Genomic DNA, 15,879 nt, shown 5'->3' with positions numbered 1-15,879 from the left:
ATTGCCAAGAACTTACCTAACTACTCTCAGACGCTCATTATCTCAAACCCAATTTTCCGCAGTTCTTCCCAAAACTTCGGATACGATTTTCTTACTACTCCCGCATTTTCTATTTCAATTTCCTGCAACATCGCCAAAGGTGCAAAAGCCATCGCCATCCGATGGTCGTGATATGTTTCAAATCTAGTTTCTGAATTATCTTCGCGGGGAGATTCGAACTCCCACACTCCGGAAACGCTACCGTTTTTCACTAAAAAAGTGCCTGGTGAAGTTTCAGTTAAAGCTGCCCCGAATTTAGCCAGCTCCGTTTGTAACGCAACAATGCGGTCGGTTTCTTTAATGCGCAGACTTTCCAGCCCGGTCATTTCGAGTTCTATATTTTTTGCGGCGGCCAGTACGGCAAACGTTTGCGCCAGATCTGGAATATCCGAGAAATCTATCGCTGATTTTGCAGTATTTTCAGGCGTTTTGGTAAGCAAAATTCCTTCCGGTAAATACGTGGTTTTCACCCCGAAATCTTCCATGAGCGAAGCCACTTTGCTGTCGCCTTGCAGCGAATTTTCTTTTAAACCTGAGAGCAATATTTCGGTTTCCTTCGCCAACGCAACCATGCTGTACCAATAACTCGCTGCCGTCCAATCGGCTTCCACCGAAAACGCTCCGCCTGCATAACTTTTTGGCGCAATTTCGATAGCGTTTTCTACCAGTTCAGAAGCAACGCCAAACTGCTGCATCAAAGCCAGTGTCATTTCAATATACGGCCGGGAAGCAATTTTACCTTCCAGTTCCAGCTGTAAACCACCTGGCAAAATGGGTGCGCAAAGCAGCAAAGCGGAAATATACTGGCTACTCACATCGCCCCGAATCTTCACTTTTGCCAACCCTGAGAACTTCGGGTCAAAGCCCAGGATTTCCAGCGGTGGAAAACCTTCCTGCCCTGAATAATGAATATCGGCACCCAATTCCCGCAACGCATTTACCAGAATTCCGATCGGTCGTTGACACATACGTTCCGTTCCGGTTAAAACTTTTTGCTGATTGGTTAAACTGAAATAAGCCGTTAAAAAACGCATGACTGTGCCGGCATCTTCGGCATTAATTTCCTTTCCAGGAGCATAGAGTAAACGTTGCAGCAAAACGGTATCGTTCGCATCGGAAAGATTGTGCAGCGTAATTTTTTCCGGACTTAAAGCCTGAATTAAAAGTGCCCGGTTACTCTCCGATTTGGAAGCTGGTAATTGTACGGTACCTTTTAAAATGCCCGTAGGGTGCGATATTCGGATGTTCCTGGCGCTCATAGCAATTGGTAATAATGAAGCGCACGTTCCACTTCAGCGATGGTTATGGGTTGGTCGTAGATCGCCTTGCCTATCTCTTCCAGCAAAACGCAGTTTATTGTCCCCCGGAAGTTCTTTTTATCCTGCTGCAGATAAGGTAAAATTCCAGCAATATCTTCGGGCGTAAGTTTAACTTTCTCGAAAACCGAAGCCATGAACGTTTCGATCTTACTCAGTTCCGAAGCGGTAAGCAACCCTTTCTTTTCCGACAAATAACTTTCGCAAATAATGCCAACTGCAATTGCTTCGCCGTGTAAAAGCTCGCGGCCAGCCTGGTTCAGGAAATAACTTTCTACTGCGTGGCCCACCGTATGCCCGAAATTCAGGACTTTACGCAAACCATTTTCGAGCGGATCGGCTTTCACGATCTTGCTTTTTATTGCCACCGATTCCGGAATTAACTGTTGCCAGTCGGCGGCCAGCAAACCGTTCCAGCGCTGGGTTTCGAAAGCAGCTGCATCAGCAATTAGCCAGTGCTTGATCACCTCCGCATAACCCGATTTTATGAGCCTTAACGATAGCGTTTCCAGGAAAACCGGATGAATAAAAATGGCTTTCGGTTCCTGAAAAACCCCTAACTGGTTCTTGAAACTCAGAAAATCGATCCCGGTTTTACCACCAACGCTTGCATCTACCATAGCCAGCAAAGTAGTCGGAACATTCACGAACGTAATGCCACGTTTATACAAAGCCGCACAAAAACCACCCATATCCCCGATCACGCCACCACCCAGATTCACCACCACGCTCCAACGGTCGAATTGCTTTTCGGAGAGGAATTGCCAGATCTTTTCGGAAGTGACTAAGGTCTTATTTTCTTCGCCGGAAGGAATTTGCAAAACGTGATGTTCGGTTAGCTGTTTTTTCACCAACGGGTAGCAATCGCGCAGGGTATTTTCATCTGCTAAAACTAAAACCTGGCTGAAAGCTTTATTCTGCAAAAATTCCTGAAGTTTGGGAAAGGCTTCGGTGCCGAAGAAAATGTTTTCCATTTGGGTAATCTATTTCCAGCCGAAATTAAGGTTAATTGGCTGAAATCGGAAATGCGAAAATGGTATAGGTTTGGCGCTAAAAAGTAAAGCTTAGGCTGCTGCTTTCCGGGTGGTAGTAACTTCCGTAAAAATCCGCTGCAATTGTAGGAAATGGCGCTGTTCGTGCAGTACCATAAAAAGCAGGGTCTCGCCAATATTCATTTTAAGCAGGCGGAAAAATTCTACCGGAACGGCTTTTTTACCCAGATCTGCCTGCCTGGCTTTTTCTAAAAGCGAAAGCAATTGCTGCTGGTTTTTCAGAAAACCATGAACCACTGAAACTTGCAGCACCGAACCCTGCGGATTCATTTTCTTAATGGTCTTATGCTTTTTGGTGTTCTTCGGTGAGATCATTTCCACCGATTTTTTCCCGATCCAGGTAAGCGTAATTTCAGGATTGGTATTTACCGTAAAGTTGCTGCTTATGGCTTTTTCCAGGGCCGGATGGTAGTAATTGGAATATCGGTTCAGATGTTCGAGGCATTCCAGCAAACTCCAGCCGCCGTTGGCCGGTTTCTGATTCAGCTTTTCAAGCGGCAGCTTTTTTATTTCCGTTTCTACAAACTTAGAAATAGTTTCAGTTTCGCGGTGCAGTTGCTCTAATGTATGGTTCATGGCATTTCGTTTTTCACAAAGATACCGCCGCCACAAAGCCCAAAACCATGACGAGGATCAAGATTTTCAGACTATAATTTTCTTCAGGCGGCTCAACGTTTCCGGTTCCATTTTTAAATACGAAGCCACGTAGCGCTGCGGAATTTGCTGCAACAATTGCGGGCTGCGCTTTAATAAACGTTCGTAGCGTTCCGCATTAGAAGCAATATGCAATTCCACTTCGCGCGCCATCATGCCGAGCAAAGCCGTTTCAGTAAGTTTGTACCACACATCCTTGAATTTCGGCAGCGTTTCCAATAGCATTTTCCAGTCCGCATGGTTCAGGGAAAGCAACTCCGTTTTCTTAATAGCCTGCACGTAAAATTCGGAAGGTTTACCGGTAATGAACGACGGATACGCAATTAAAATGGTGCCCGGATAACCAAAACCAACGCAGATCTCCTTCCCGTTTTCCAGGTAATGAATAGTTTGTGTACCTTCCAAAACGAAATGCACCTGCGTTTCCACTTCGCCTGCGCTTACAATAAAATCGCCGCGGTTAAACGTTTGTTTCCGGTTCCAGACGCTGGTAATTTGTTCCAGTTCGGAAGTGGTGAAGTTGGCGAGCGTTTGGAGGAAGGTAGTTAAGGTTTGCAAATGAAAGATTATTTATATTTAAACTTTACAGGAAGTGTATATCTAACTTTTACTTTTTTACCATCCTGAATTCCAGGATTAAACTCTAATAATCTGACAATTCTTAACGCTTCCTGGTCAGCTTGAGAACATAAACCTCTCAAAATTACAGGTTCAAGTACTTTACCATTTTCATCAACAATGAATTGGGTTATTACTAAGCCTTCTTGAGAAAGCCGGGTTTTAGGATAATTCAAATTCTCTTGGATGAATTTTAATAACCCTGAAGTTCCGCCCCATTTGTAATCTGGCATTGTATCTACTGAACTATAAACAGTTTCATTACCTGAATCTAAATGGTTTGGCTTGTAGTCAAGAGGTATTACCCCTGGACAAGAAATTACATGTATTTGACCTTCGGTAACTACATCTTTTTTTGTTTTGCTCTTTACTGAGATTTTACTTTTTGAATTGTTAATTTCCTTTTTCTGAGCAACAACGATTTCTGAAGTAAAAAATAAAAGCAGGACAAATATATAAGCCTTCATCATAGTTTTAAAACTATTAAAATTTTCCATGATCCTTGGTTATACCTTTCCTTTATACTTCAAAATGCTATACAATTTACGCAAAAAACTCAAAAATTAACCAATGTTTTTCCAAACGTTCCTGCCACAGCTTTTTAAAACTAAACCCGACTTTTCCGGTTAAAAAACGTAGCGTTTTAATGAACCTGCTTTGACTTATTGCAGCTAAAAACCCCAATGGAAAACCAAACCTGGCATACGCTTTCTCCCGAAGAAACTTTAGAGAAACTCCAAACAACTACCTCCGGACTTTCGGCGGAAGATATTGCGGCGCGCCGGGAAAAATACGGACCGAACGAACTGGAAGAAAAAGCCGGTAAAAATCCGCTGATCATGCTGTGGGAACAATTTACCCAAACCATGGTGCTCATTTTACTGGCCGCGGCTCTTATTTCGGGTTTTCTGGGGAAAGAGATTGAAACCATTGCTATTCTGGCCATTGTGGTGCTCTTTGCCGTGCTCGGTTTTGTGCAGGAATTCCGCGCCGAGAAAGCCATGGCTGCCCTCAAAAAGATGTCGGTACCCACGGTGCGGGTGCGGCGCGCCGGCCAGGTACAGGAAATTGCTGCCCCCGAATTGGTTCCCGGCGATATCCTGTTGCTCGAAGCCGGAAACATTGTTCCGGCTGATCTGCGGCTGCTGGAAAGCGCCAACCTCCGGGTGCAGGAAGCCGCCCTAACCGGCGAAGCCGAAGCCGTAGAAAAAATTACCGAAGCCCTGAATATTCCTGACTTACCGCTCGGCGACCGTAAAAACATGGCTTATCTCGGCACCAATGTAACTTACGGACGCGGCATCGGCATTGTAACGGGCACCGGCATGAATACCGAATTAGGCAAAATTGCCACCATGTTGCAGGAAGTTAAAAACCAAGAAACACCTTTGCAAAAACGCCTGGATCGCCTGGGAAAAATGCTGGCCCTGATCGGAGCCGGAGCCGCCTCACTCATGATGGGGATTGGCGTTTTATTGGGCGAATCGTTGGAAGAAATGTTCCTGACGGCAATTAGTCTGGCGGTGGCAGTTGTGCCGGAAGGTTTACCGGCGGTAGTTACTATAACCCTCGCCATTGGTGCTAAACGTATGCTGAAACGCAACGCCCTGATACGCAAACTTCCGGCCGTAGAAACCTTGGGTTCGGTAACAGTAATTTGTTCTGATAAAACCGGTACCCTCACCGAAAACCGCATGACCGCCACCACTCTTAAACTTCCGGACCAACACGTAGAACTTGAAGAACTGAAAGAGAAAAACGGGCATTCCGAAACGGTAAAAATGGCGCTTTGCATTGGCGCCTGGTGTAACGATGCCTCCATTACTTTTGGTCCGGAAAACGAAGAATTTACCATCATCGGCGACCCGACGGAAGGAGCTTTGTTGGTCGCGGCTGCCCGGGCGGGTTTGCAATGCCATCTGGACACTCTGCCCCGCGTCAGTGAATATCCTTTCGATTCGGAGCGGAAACGCATGTCTACGGTGCACCGTTTGCCAGATAATACAACCGAAACTTTTTTTGAATTTTGGCGCGGTAAAGATTTTATGTCTTTTACCAAAGGCGCCGTAGATAGTTTATTGCAGATCAGCAGCCATATCTGGGTAAATGAAAAACCGGAACAACTGACCCAAACCTGGCAGGAAGAAATTCAGCAAGCCAACGAAGCCCTGGCCAGCGAAGGCGTGCGCGTGTTGGGCCTGGCTTATAAAACGCTATCGGCTTTGCCTGAAAAGCCCGAAGACGAACTGGAACAGGACCTGATCTTTGTAGGCATGATCGGGATGACCGACCCGCCGCGCACCGCGGTAAAACCAGCCATAGCAGAATGCCGGAATGCCGGGATCCGCCCCATTATGATCACCGGCGACCATCCGCTAACCGCTTCCGCCATTGCCCGCGAACTGGGAATATCTGAAAACGTGAATGCTGTAACCGGGGAAACCCTGCTCAAGCTTACGGATGAAGAATTAAGGGAAACGGTAAAAGAAATTTCAGTTTTTGCCCGCGTTTCCCCCGAAGATAAACTGCGCATCATTGCCGCCCTGCAGCAAAACGGCGAAGTGGTAGCCATGACCGGCGACGGCGTAAACGATGCCCCCGCGCTTAAGAAAGCCAACATTGGCGTAGCCATGGGCATTACAGGCACAGATGTAGCCAAAGAAGCCTCCGACATGGTTTTGATGGACGATAATTTTGCCACCATTGTAGCAGCCGTTGAAGAAGGCCGGGTAATTTACGATAATCTTATCCGCTTCATAAAATTCTCGCTGGGCGGCAATTTGGGAAAAGTCCTCGTTATGCTGGCAGCGCCTTTGTTGGGAATCCACATCGCCCTGAAACCACTGCAACTGCTCTGGCTCAATTTACTTACTGATGGCTTAATGGGTTTAGGCTTAGGAACCGAACCTTCCGAAAAACTGACCATGGAAAAACCGCCCCGCCATCCTGAGCAACCTGTACTTACCGGTCCCGACCTGCGCTATGTACTTTGGTCTGGTTTACTGATCGGCATCATCAGTTTGGTAACAGGTTACTGGTATTACAACCCTGCCAACCCCGATGACCATACCTGGCAAACCATGATTTTTGCTACCATTGGTTTTACCCAGATCGGTAATGCTTTTGGCCTTCGGGCGCACGTAAGTTCACCTTTCACTTTCAAAACGAATCCGCTGTTCCTAATCCTGACATTTATCACAGTCGGGCTGCAACTTCTGGCTATTTATTTCCCGCCCCTGCAAAAAATATTTGGGCTGGTGCCACTTTCCATTCAGCAATTAGGAATTTCTTTCGGATTAGGCATCGTACTTTTCGTAGCAAACCGGCTGGAGAAAATGCTGCGGAAGTAAGAAACAGGATTTACAGAATTAAAGGATTTACAGGACAATTGTTTAATTTAGAATTTTTTGAATCATAACTCCCTAATGGAAATTCTTAACCAAGATTTCACGCATATCGCCAGCGCAGCGTAGCTTGAAAATCACGTTATTAAGAAAGCTAAACTAAAAAAGAAGCTGACTACGAAGGGAAATGACACCAGTTTCTGCGTGCGCGGCCTCCGCACTTTCCGGTTTCGCCAGAAATACCGCGTGCGGCTAGGAAAGGGTGAGACGCGAACGCAGAAACGAAGCCGCCCGGCTTGAGGGAGAAAATTGCCGATGAAAGCAAGAAGCCAGATGTTTAGCAGAAAAGGCGTTTCAAAAACAGTATGCTTTTTAGCTGAAAAACTGCTGCCCGCCAACAAGGTCCTTCAGAGCTACGCTCGCAATCTTCGCGCTCCCGCGCTCAATTGTGCTCAGGATGACAGCAAAAAAACGCTATACTTTCAGGTAAAAAAACTCAATAGCAAACCAAACTACCAACCCGAATAAATCTCTCCTATCCTCAAGTTGACGAGAAAAAAACGCTATACTTTTAAAGCAAAAAGCTACCGTTCCATTATCTCAGTTTGTTTCCTGATACTCTCCAGGTGAATAAGTTTATAGAGTTCTTCTACAAAACCTGGGTTCATTCCCATTCTAGCAGCCCATTCCGGACGGGTTTTAAAAATTTCGTTCCAGCGCTCTATTTGTAAAATCGTAACGTTATTCTGCTTTTTGTATTCGCCCAGTTTTTCAACCAAAGCCATGCGGCGGGCCAGCATTTCAATAATATCGCGGTCGGCAACGTCAATTTTTTCACGGAGTTCTTCGGCGCAATTCTGAAATTCCGGATCGGGGCAATTTGCAGTTCTTACCTGCAAACGGTTCAGCATTTCGGCAAAAGCAGCGGGCGTAAGTTGCTGTTCTGCGTCGCTTAACGCTACAGCCGGGTTGGGATGCACTTCCACCATCAAACCATCGTAATCGAGATCTAATGCCTGTTGCGTTAACGGCAAAATATGTTCGCGCCGGCCACCAATATGACTCGGATCAACAATTAATGGCAGGTTTTTATAGCGGCTTTTCAGCTCTATCGGTATTTGCCAGAGCGGCGCGTTGCGGTAGCGGTTTTCACCCAACACGGAAAAACCTCGGTGAATGGCGGCTAAACTCCGGATTCCCATATTATAGAAACGCTCCAGCGCGCCGGCCCACAAAGCCAGATCAGGATTTACAGGGTTTTTCACCATAACCGGAATATCTACGCCGCGCAACGTTTCAGCCAGTTCCTGCACCACAAACGGGTTCACGGTAGTGCGCGCGCCGATCCACAACACATCGATGCCATATTTCAGCGCCAACTCAATGTGCTGCGGCGTGGCAACTTCTACCGAAACTGGTAAACCAATTTCAGTCTGCACGCGCTGCAGCCATTGCAAACCAATTTCGCCAATGCCTTCGAAGGTGCCGGGTTTGGAACGCGGTTTCCAGATACCAGCGCGAAAAAGATCGATGCCGGTATTTTTAAGCGAAAATGCCGTTTCCAACACCTGGGCTTCAGATTCGGCGCTGCAAGGTCCGGAAATGAGAAGCGGGCGGCGGTTATTTAAAAGCTGCGAAAAATAATTCTGTGCGGGGTTCAGTTCCATAAGCTGCGTGTACTGGGCAAAGGCGCCACGGGTTTTCAGGCCCAAAACCATAGCGTTTTCCTCCGGAAATTTTATTCTTCAGTTCAGGAAGTTCACTTCTTCTTTCACCAGAAAGCTTTCTCAGCCTTTCCGGAAATAAGGATAAACCGTGTTCAATCCGGCCGCTTTTGCGTATCTTTGCGGCTGTAAAATTACCTGAAAATTCAATGAAACCGAGTCAAAAAGTTTCTTTCGACGATACCGCCGTTGCATTTGCTTCGAAATCTGATTTTGAACTAAAAAAAATGTACTGGCTATTTGCTACCATGAACAGCAATTTCCTGGTAAAAACCGGCGGTCCGATCCTGGAAACGGCTTTTAAATGGCATTTACCCGTAAAATTCCTGGTAAAGCCTACCATTTTCGAACATTTCTGCGGCGGCGAAACCATTCAGGAATGTACCGGCACCATTAACAAACTGGCGCAATCGCACATCGGTACCATTCTCGATTATTCGGTAGAAGGCGAAGGCAGTGAAAAAAGCTTTGACCATACCATGCACGAAATTATTGCTACGGTAGAAAAAGCGGCCGGCAACAAAGCCATTCCGTTTTCGGTTTTCAAAATTACCGGCGTGATCGATACCGCTTTGCTGGAAAAAGTACAGGAAAACAACCCGCTTTCGGAAACAGAAAAAGCGGCTTTTGAACGGGGCCGGCAGCGTGTAGATGCGATCTGCAAAAAAGCGTTTGAAAAGAACGTACGCATTTTTATAGACGCCGAAGAAAGCTGGATCCAGGAAACGATCGATCAGCTGACTTACGAAATGATGGAAAAATATAACAAGCAAAAAGCCATTGTTTACAATACCTACCAGCTTTACCGCCACGACCGCCTGAATGTAATTAAACGCGATTACGAAAATGCCCTGAAAGGAAATTATTACCTGGGCGGAAAATTGGTGCGCGGTGCTTACATGGAAAAAGAACGCCGCGTGGCTGCCGAACAAGGTGAACCCAGCCCGATAAACCCAACCAAAGAAGCTTCGGATCAACTTTACAATGAAGCCCTGAAATTCTGTGTTGAACACGTAGATAGAATTGCGATCTGCGCCGGTACGCATAACGAAGCCAGTTCTGCTTTACTCATGGATCTGATGGCGGAGAAAAGCCTTCAACCTAATGATGAAAGGATCTTTTTTGCGCAATTACTGGGTATGAGCGATAATTTATCTTACAACCTGGCCCACGCCGGTTACAACGTAGCCAAATATGTGCCTTACGGCCCGGTAGAAGCAGTTATGCCTTATTTGCTGCGCCGCGCCAACGAAAACACAGCAATTGCCGGCCAAAGCTCCCGCGAATTTAATCTGATAAGTAAGGAAATGAAGCGCCGGAAAACTGCGAAGAAGTAAACTCAAATAAAACATTTCCAAGAAAACCGTTGCAGGAAAAATAGACTTCCTGCAACGGTTTTTGCTTTTCCGGGTTTTTCTGCTGTTTCCGTAACCAAAAAGTTAACAAGGCGTTTAATGATACTCGGAACCGCAACCTGATAAGTTTGCCAGTCTCCTAAAAAAGTATTCATTTAAACTTAATTTTTTTACGCAACTATGGAAAATACAAGCAATTCAAACCGCATGATGACAGGTATGTTCAGAGACCGTGCAAGTGCCGAGCGCGCTTACAACTCTTTATATTCCCGCGGTTATACCAAAGACGATGTAAACGTAATAATGTCTGACGATACCCGTAAAAGACATTTTTCTGATACAACCACTGAAACTGAATTAGGTAGCAAAGCGCTGGAAGGCGCTGGTGCCGGTTCGGCCATTGGCGGTACTTTAGGCGCTATTGTAGGTGCTTTAGCCGCTTTAGGTACTTCAGTAGCGTTACCTGGTTTAGGTCTGGTAATTGCAGGTCCGTTAGCAGCTGGTCTGGCTGGTGCCGGTGCCGGTGGTTTAACGGGCGGTTTGCTGGGAGCTTTAGTTGGCTCTGGTATTCCGGAAGAACGCGCTAAAGTTTATGAATCTGGCGTGAAAGAAGGCGGCATTGTAATGGGTGTAACCCCACGCAACGAAGAAGATGCCCGCTATTTTGAAACTGAATGGAAAAACAGCAACGGCGAGCATATCTATCGCTAAGCCGGCGCTTAAATAATTAAAAATCAATTACACAGAAAAGGCCTCCAAAATTTTTTGGGGGCTTTTCTGTGTTTATGAGCTTTTTCTGGTTTTTAAAAATCAAGGCAGGCAGTTTTTTTATTCCAAACCATAGCATTTTTCTTCCCGGAATTTCGTTAAGGAAGTAATTGCCCGTATTTAAACAAAGCGACCGGTAAAATTGTCCGGAAACAAACGTTAAAATGCCGCTTTTTTCCGTAGACTTATTGCAGCGAAACTGCTGAACGAGGCATTACTTTTGTGTATATTTGAAACGTACTTTAATAACGCATATGCATTATTTAAAATCTAAATCAATTTTTATAGCATCCCTTTTTTCGGTGGTCATGCTATTTGCCTGCTATACATCGCATTCCGGTTCCGGCGAAAAGAAGATGGACCTTGCAGGCCAGGGTAAAAACGAAATTCTGTTGCGCGTACTTATGCAGGGTTTGAACTCGGCCCATTTTAAGCCGGAGAAATTAGACGATAATTTTTCGAAGAAAGTATATGGCCTGTACCTGAAGCGACTCGATTTCAATAAAAAATTCCTGCTGCAGACAGACATCGATAAACTGCAGAAATACCAGACCAAAATAGACGAGCACGTGCAGAATGGTTCCTATGAATTCCTGGATGCCGCTACGCGCATTTTCAATGTTCGTTCTAAAGAAAGCCAGGAACTTTATAAGGAAATTCTGGCCAAGCCTTTCAATTTTGAGGTAGAAGAAAGCACGGAATTAGACCCGGAAAAACTGAAATTCCCGAAAGATAAAACCGAGCAGCGCGAAGCCTGGAGAAAATACCTGAAATACCAGACGCTGGTGCAAATGGCCGAACTGGTTGAAATGCAGGAAAAAGCCCAGGCGAAAAAAGACAATAAAACGCCGGCTAAAACCAATACCGAACTGGAAGCCGATGCCCGTAAAAAAGTGCTGAAAACGTACGACGACATGTATCGTCGCATCAGCCAGTTCGACCGCAACGACAGCGTTTCGGCTTACATAAATGCAATTGCCAACGCCTACGATCCGCACACCGAATATTTCCCGCCGAAAGACAAAGCTTCTTTTGACATTGCTATGACCGGCCGCCTGGAAGGTATTGGCGCCACGCTTAGCGAACGCGACGGTTATATTAAAGTAGCCGAAATTGTGCCGGGCAGCGCATCGTATCGCCAAGGTGAACTGAAAGCCGGCGATGTTATTCTGAAAGTGGCGCAGGGTAATGAAGAACCAGTAAGTGTAGAAGGCATGCGCCTGGACAATGCCGTGCAATTGGTGCGCGGTAAAAAAGGCACGGAAGTTCGTTTAACGGTTAAAAAACCCGATGCCTCGGTAAAAGTAATTTCCATTATCCGCGATATTGTGATCATTGAAGAAACCTACGCGCAATCGGCTTTGATAAATGCAGATAAGCCGGTTGGCTACATTAAACTGCCAGGCTTTTACGCCGATTTCGATAATAAAGGCGGCCGTAACAGTGCCGATGACGTGCGGAAAGAAATTGAAAAACTGAAGAAGCAAAATATTCAGGGTTTAATTCTTGACTTAAGAAATAATGGCGGTGGTTCTTTGCAGGATGCCGTTACGATGGCTGGTTTGTTCTTTGAGCGTGGCCCGGTGGTGCAGGTAGAAACCAGTGGATCTGCTCCTACTATTCTGGAAGACCGCGATGCACAGGTACAGTTCGATGGTCCACTGGTAATTATGGTAAACCAGTTCAGTGCTTCGGCTTCGGAAATTCTGGCGGCTGCCATGCAGGATTATAAACGCGGAGTAATTGTAGGTAGCGCTGCTACTTTTGGTAAAGGCACGGTGCAGCAGGTTTTTAACTTAGATAACGTAGTTCCAAGCGAATTTAACGCGATTAAACCTTTGGGCTCGCTGAAACTGACAACCCAGAAATTTTACCGGGTGAATGGTGGTGCTACGCAGCTTCGAGGCGTTGCTCCGGACATTTTACTGCCGGATATGTACACGTATCTGGAGCAAGGCGAAAAAGATCAGGATTATCCGCTGCCGTGGGATGAGATTAAACCAGCCGGTTACAAGCAATGGAATAACCAGCCGAATATTGCCAAACTGAAAGCTAATTCTGCATCCCGCGTTTCAGGTAATGCCAATTTCAAAATGGTAACCGAAATTGCGCAGCGCATGAAACAGCAATCGGATAATACGAACCGCTCGCTGAAACTGACTACGTTTATGGCGGAAAATAAAAAATCGAAAGAGGATGCCAAACGTTACGAAGAAGTAGAAAAAGGCAACAAACCACTCACGATTGCAGCCCTGAAAGTGGACACCGATAAAATTGGCGCAGATACGGTAAAACAAAATATTAACGCCAAATTTATTAAAGGCCTTTCGAAAGATATTTACCTGAGCGAAGCAACCAACATTATTAAAGACCAGTGGACTGGCGCTAAAGCTGTGGTAAAATAAACTGCACTGCTTTAAGAAACAAAAAAGCCCCGGCATATTTGCCGGGGCTTTTTTGTTTCTGTGAGTTTTTACACTCAAAACCCTACCGTTTTCAGATAAGCGCAAAAGCCTGGTCCAGATCTTTTATCAGGTAATCTGCATCTTCTAGCCCTATGTAAAAACGGATCAGATTTGGTGGCAGGTCCGATTTGTAATTTCCGGCGTTGTAAGATGCAGCAGTTGGGTAAATTAAGCTTTCGTGTCCGCCCCAGCTGGCAGCCATTAAAAAGTGCTTCAGATTATCGCAGAAACGGTCAATTTCCGGCAGGTTTTCGGTTTTGAGCTGAATGGTAAACTGGCCGGAATTATTGCGCATTTGTCTTTTGGCAAGTTCGAATTGCGGGTCGGAAGGCAGGAATGGGAAAAATATTTTCTGCACTTTCGGCTGTTTGGTTAAATAATCTACCACCTTGCGGGTTGTTTCGGCTATACGCTCCATGCGTACGGGAAGGGTGCGCAAACCGCGCAATAAAAGCCAGGAATTGAACGGCGAAATAATACCACCCAAGGTCATGTATTCCGATTCGAAAATTCGATTAATGCGTTCGCGGGTGCTGCAAATAATGCCGCCCATGGTATCGGAATGGCCGGAAATGTATTTGGTAGCGGCGTGCACTATAATATCTACACCCAGCGCAATGGGTTGCTGAAAAAGCGGCGTGGCGTAGCTGTTATCGATAATGGTAATGATATTATGGGCTTTGGCAATTTTGGTAACAGCCGCAATATCCTGCAATTCAAACGTGAAGGAATTAGGGCTTTCGAGGTAAAAAACTTTGGTGTTGGGCTTTATGGCTTTTTCGAAATTAGCTGCGTCGCGGCCATCTACAAAGGTAACTTCCACCCCGAAACGCGGCAGGTATTTTTTGAGCAGCGAATTGGTCCAACTATAGGGTTTGGCAACGGAAACAATGTGATCGCCGGCTTTTACCTGGCTCATGATGGATGCAGAAACAGCCGCAATTCCGGAACCGAAAGCTAAAGCATGTTCTGCCCCTTCCAAAGCAGCAACTTTCTTTTCCAGCAGGTCGGTTGTGGGGTTGTTACCGCGGGTATAAAAATCTACTTCACTTTCGTGTAACAAAGCTTCGCGCAGCGCATCTACGGTTTTGCAACTGAAATTACTTGTCTGGATTATGGGTGGCGCCACCGAATTAAAATATAATTCACGGTCTTCGCCAAGTTCGTTCAGAATATAAGAAAGCTCCATGTGCTCAGGTTTAGATTTGCTTTTTCTTTAAACTCATTTCAGCGTTTTCAGTTACTTTTTCCGGCTTCGTTTTACAGCACTTTTTCCGCCCAAAAGCATAGCGTTTTTATAAATTCTTGCATTCAGAACACTGATAATCACAAGCTTATATATCCATCTGAAAATATTTTCAATAGACATTACAAGCGACTGATTTACAACAACTTGCGATTACAACTTTATACCATTTAAATGCCTTTTCTGCAACTAAAATGGTATGTTTTTTTGTTAAAAAAGTATGAAAAAGCTAACGGATGAAAATGTGATTCCGCTGTTTGCGGAAGAGAAAAAAAACGAGGAAACCTGGCGGAAATCTATTCCGGCACAAGTGTTTCTGAATTATTTTTCTGCCATAAATTACCATATACAAAACAACGCTTCCGACGCCGGTTTGCAGCACCTTACTTTCTTAAATGAACAGCAGACTGAACTTAAATCCGAGGACCGGCAAGCAATAACCAAATTATTACATACCTGCTGGAGCACCGAATACGCCTTGCGGGCTACTGCCGAACTTGGCGATGAAGCTTATTTGCGAAACGCCCTGCACTGGACTTTTCCGCAGGCTTATTATACCGTTTTTGAAGGATTACGGGCCTTTTTATTTACGCGCGGCATCCAGACGAACAATGCTTCTGTTATTCAGCGGGAAGTAGGCCGATTGGTGGTGCGAAACGCTTACCCCAAAGCCATTGGTTTTTATGCCGCTGGCCATTATAACGATTTTAGTGTGCACCGTTTGCCGCTGGCCGCTTATAAAGCCGGTTTGCAGGTAGCTGAAAAAGAGATCGATGCCCAGGCGCAGATCGGGCAGTTTTTACGCACCACGCGCAAGCAAAAAGCAGTTGCCATCAGAACGCAGTTGCAAAATAACCCGAACACCGCAATCAGGAACCCGAAAACCAACGAGATCCTGAACCGCTGGAATGCCGGCCATTGGCAGCAAATTACCTGGCGCATGGGCTATACCATATTCTTCGATCTGCTGAGCCGGTTACAGATCTCTTCGTCGCACCGCGAAATTGAGCGTTTTGTAGAAGCCGATATCGATTTTACGTTGTTCCATCATTCGCTGCTCAACATTGTGAGTTACCTGAACGGTATTCATGAAAGTTACGTGGCCAAAGCGATGGGACTGGAAAAATATGAACAGGTTCTGGAAGAATTGCCAACGCACCTTAAAGATGGTTTTGTGGCTGCCAGGTTCCGCGAAATGATCGAACCATTATTCAGCAACGACCAAAATTACCAGATCGGACTTGCGGCGTAATTTTCGTTGTTCGTTACTCGAATTAAAAAAGCAGTGCTAAGAAACT

14 protein-coding genes are annotated in these 15,879 nt (G+C 45.6%); 6 read left to right on the top strand and 8 right to left on the bottom strand.

The annotated features are described in order from the left end of the window. Positions 1 to 26: 26 nt before the first annotated feature. From ACFPIB_RS02240 to ACFPIB_RS02220, 5 genes are all read right to left on the bottom strand, one after another. Positions 27 to 1,298, bottom strand: coding sequence for a 3-phosphoshikimate 1-carboxyvinyltransferase (locus ACFPIB_RS02240; RefSeq protein ID WP_378015789.1), 1,272 nt, complete (start codon positions 1,296 to 1,298; stop codon positions 27 to 29). Next, a complete protein-coding gene (gene aroB / locus ACFPIB_RS02235) occupies positions 1,295 to 2,329 on the bottom strand; it encodes a 3-dehydroquinate synthase (protein WP_378015788.1) in 1,035 nt (344 codons plus the stop codon). Before aroB ends, ACFPIB_RS02240 begins: the two co-directional genes overlap by 4 nt. Before the next feature lie 90 nt (positions 2,330 to 2,419). Beyond that, positions 2,420 to 2,983: a DinB family protein gene (locus tag ACFPIB_RS02230; protein ID WP_378015787.1), complete on the bottom strand. Its 564-nt coding sequence runs from the start codon at positions 2,981 to 2,983 to the stop codon at positions 2,420 to 2,422. 66 nt (positions 2,984 to 3,049) lie between these two features. Then, entirely contained in the window at positions 3,050 to 3,619 is a 570-nt protein-coding gene (locus ACFPIB_RS02225) for a Crp/Fnr family transcriptional regulator (RefSeq protein WP_378015786.1), read from the bottom strand. 8 nt (positions 3,620 to 3,627) lie between these two features. Next, complete coding sequence (locus ACFPIB_RS02220) at positions 3,628 to 4,176, bottom strand: energy transducer TonB (RefSeq protein ID WP_378015785.1); 549 nt, start codon at positions 4,174 to 4,176, stop codon at positions 3,628 to 3,630. 186 nt (positions 4,177 to 4,362) lie between these two features. Here ACFPIB_RS02220 and ACFPIB_RS02215 point away from each other — a divergent pair, with 186 nt between their 5' ends. After that, on the top strand, positions 4,363 to 7,029 hold the full coding sequence (locus tag ACFPIB_RS02215) for a cation-translocating P-type ATPase (RefSeq protein WP_378015784.1): 2,667 nt from the start codon (positions 4,363 to 4,365) through the stop codon (positions 7,027 to 7,029). Positions 7,030 to 7,338: 309 nt separating this feature from the next. Continuing rightward, entirely contained in the window at positions 7,339 to 7,551 is a 213-nt protein-coding gene (locus ACFPIB_RS02210; protein ID WP_378015783.1) for a hypothetical protein, read from the top strand. Positions 7,552 to 7,607: 56 nt separating this feature from the next. On the opposite strand, the gene ACFPIB_RS02205 is transcribed toward ACFPIB_RS02210, so the two are convergent. Continuing rightward, positions 7,608 to 8,690 (bottom strand): chorismate mutase, encoded by a 1,083-nt coding sequence (locus ACFPIB_RS02205; protein ID WP_378015928.1) that lies wholly within the window; start codon positions 8,688 to 8,690, stop codon positions 7,608 to 7,610. Between the two features lie 206 nt (positions 8,691 to 8,896). On the opposite strand from ACFPIB_RS02205, the gene ACFPIB_RS02200 reads away from it, so the two are divergent. Beyond that, positions 8,897 to 10,084: a proline dehydrogenase family protein gene (locus ACFPIB_RS02200; protein ID WP_378015782.1), complete on the top strand. Its 1,188-nt coding sequence runs from the start codon at positions 8,897 to 8,899 to the stop codon at positions 10,082 to 10,084. Between the two features lie 2 nt (positions 10,085 to 10,086). Here the strand turns inward: ACFPIB_RS02200 and ACFPIB_RS02195 are convergent, their stop codons facing one another. Next, a complete protein-coding gene (locus ACFPIB_RS02195; RefSeq protein WP_378015781.1) occupies positions 10,087 to 10,257 on the bottom strand; it encodes a hypothetical protein in 171 nt (56 codons plus the stop codon). Positions 10,258 to 10,282: 25 nt separating this feature from the next. Between ACFPIB_RS02195 and ACFPIB_RS02190 the strand changes: the two genes are divergently transcribed. Together ACFPIB_RS02190 and ACFPIB_RS02185 are read left to right on the top strand one after the other, a co-directional pair. Then, positions 10,283 to 10,813 (top strand): hypothetical protein, encoded by a 531-nt coding sequence (locus ACFPIB_RS02190; protein WP_378015780.1) that lies wholly within the window; start codon positions 10,283 to 10,285, stop codon positions 10,811 to 10,813. Between the two features lie 365 nt (positions 10,814 to 11,178). Next, entirely contained in the window at positions 11,179 to 13,275 is a 2,097-nt protein-coding gene (locus ACFPIB_RS02185) for a carboxy terminal-processing peptidase (protein WP_378015779.1), read from the top strand. Positions 13,276 to 13,366: 91 nt separating this feature from the next. Here ACFPIB_RS02185 and ACFPIB_RS02180 read toward each other — a convergent pair whose 3' ends face one another. Continuing rightward, positions 13,367 to 14,524, bottom strand: coding sequence for a trans-sulfuration enzyme family protein (locus ACFPIB_RS02180; RefSeq protein WP_378015778.1), 1,158 nt, complete (start codon positions 14,522 to 14,524; stop codon positions 13,367 to 13,369). 277 nt (positions 14,525 to 14,801) lie between these two features. On the opposite strand from ACFPIB_RS02180, the gene ACFPIB_RS02175 reads away from it, so the two are divergent. Beyond that, the gene (locus ACFPIB_RS02175) at positions 14,802 to 15,833 is read left to right on the top strand and encodes a hypothetical protein (RefSeq protein WP_378015777.1); all 1,032 of its coding nucleotides are present in this window, start codon (positions 14,802 to 14,804) and stop codon (positions 15,831 to 15,833) included. The last annotated feature ends 46 nt before the right edge of the window (positions 15,834 to 15,879 follow it).

This window comes from Adhaeribacter terreus, assembly GCF_042657365.1.
GTDB classification, from domain to species: domain Bacteria; phylum Bacteroidota; class Bacteroidia; order Cytophagales; family Hymenobacteraceae; genus Adhaeribacter_A; species Adhaeribacter_A terreus.
The sequence above is the reverse complement of the archived record's forward strand: the minus strand, read 5'-3'. Positions and strand labels throughout refer to the sequence as shown.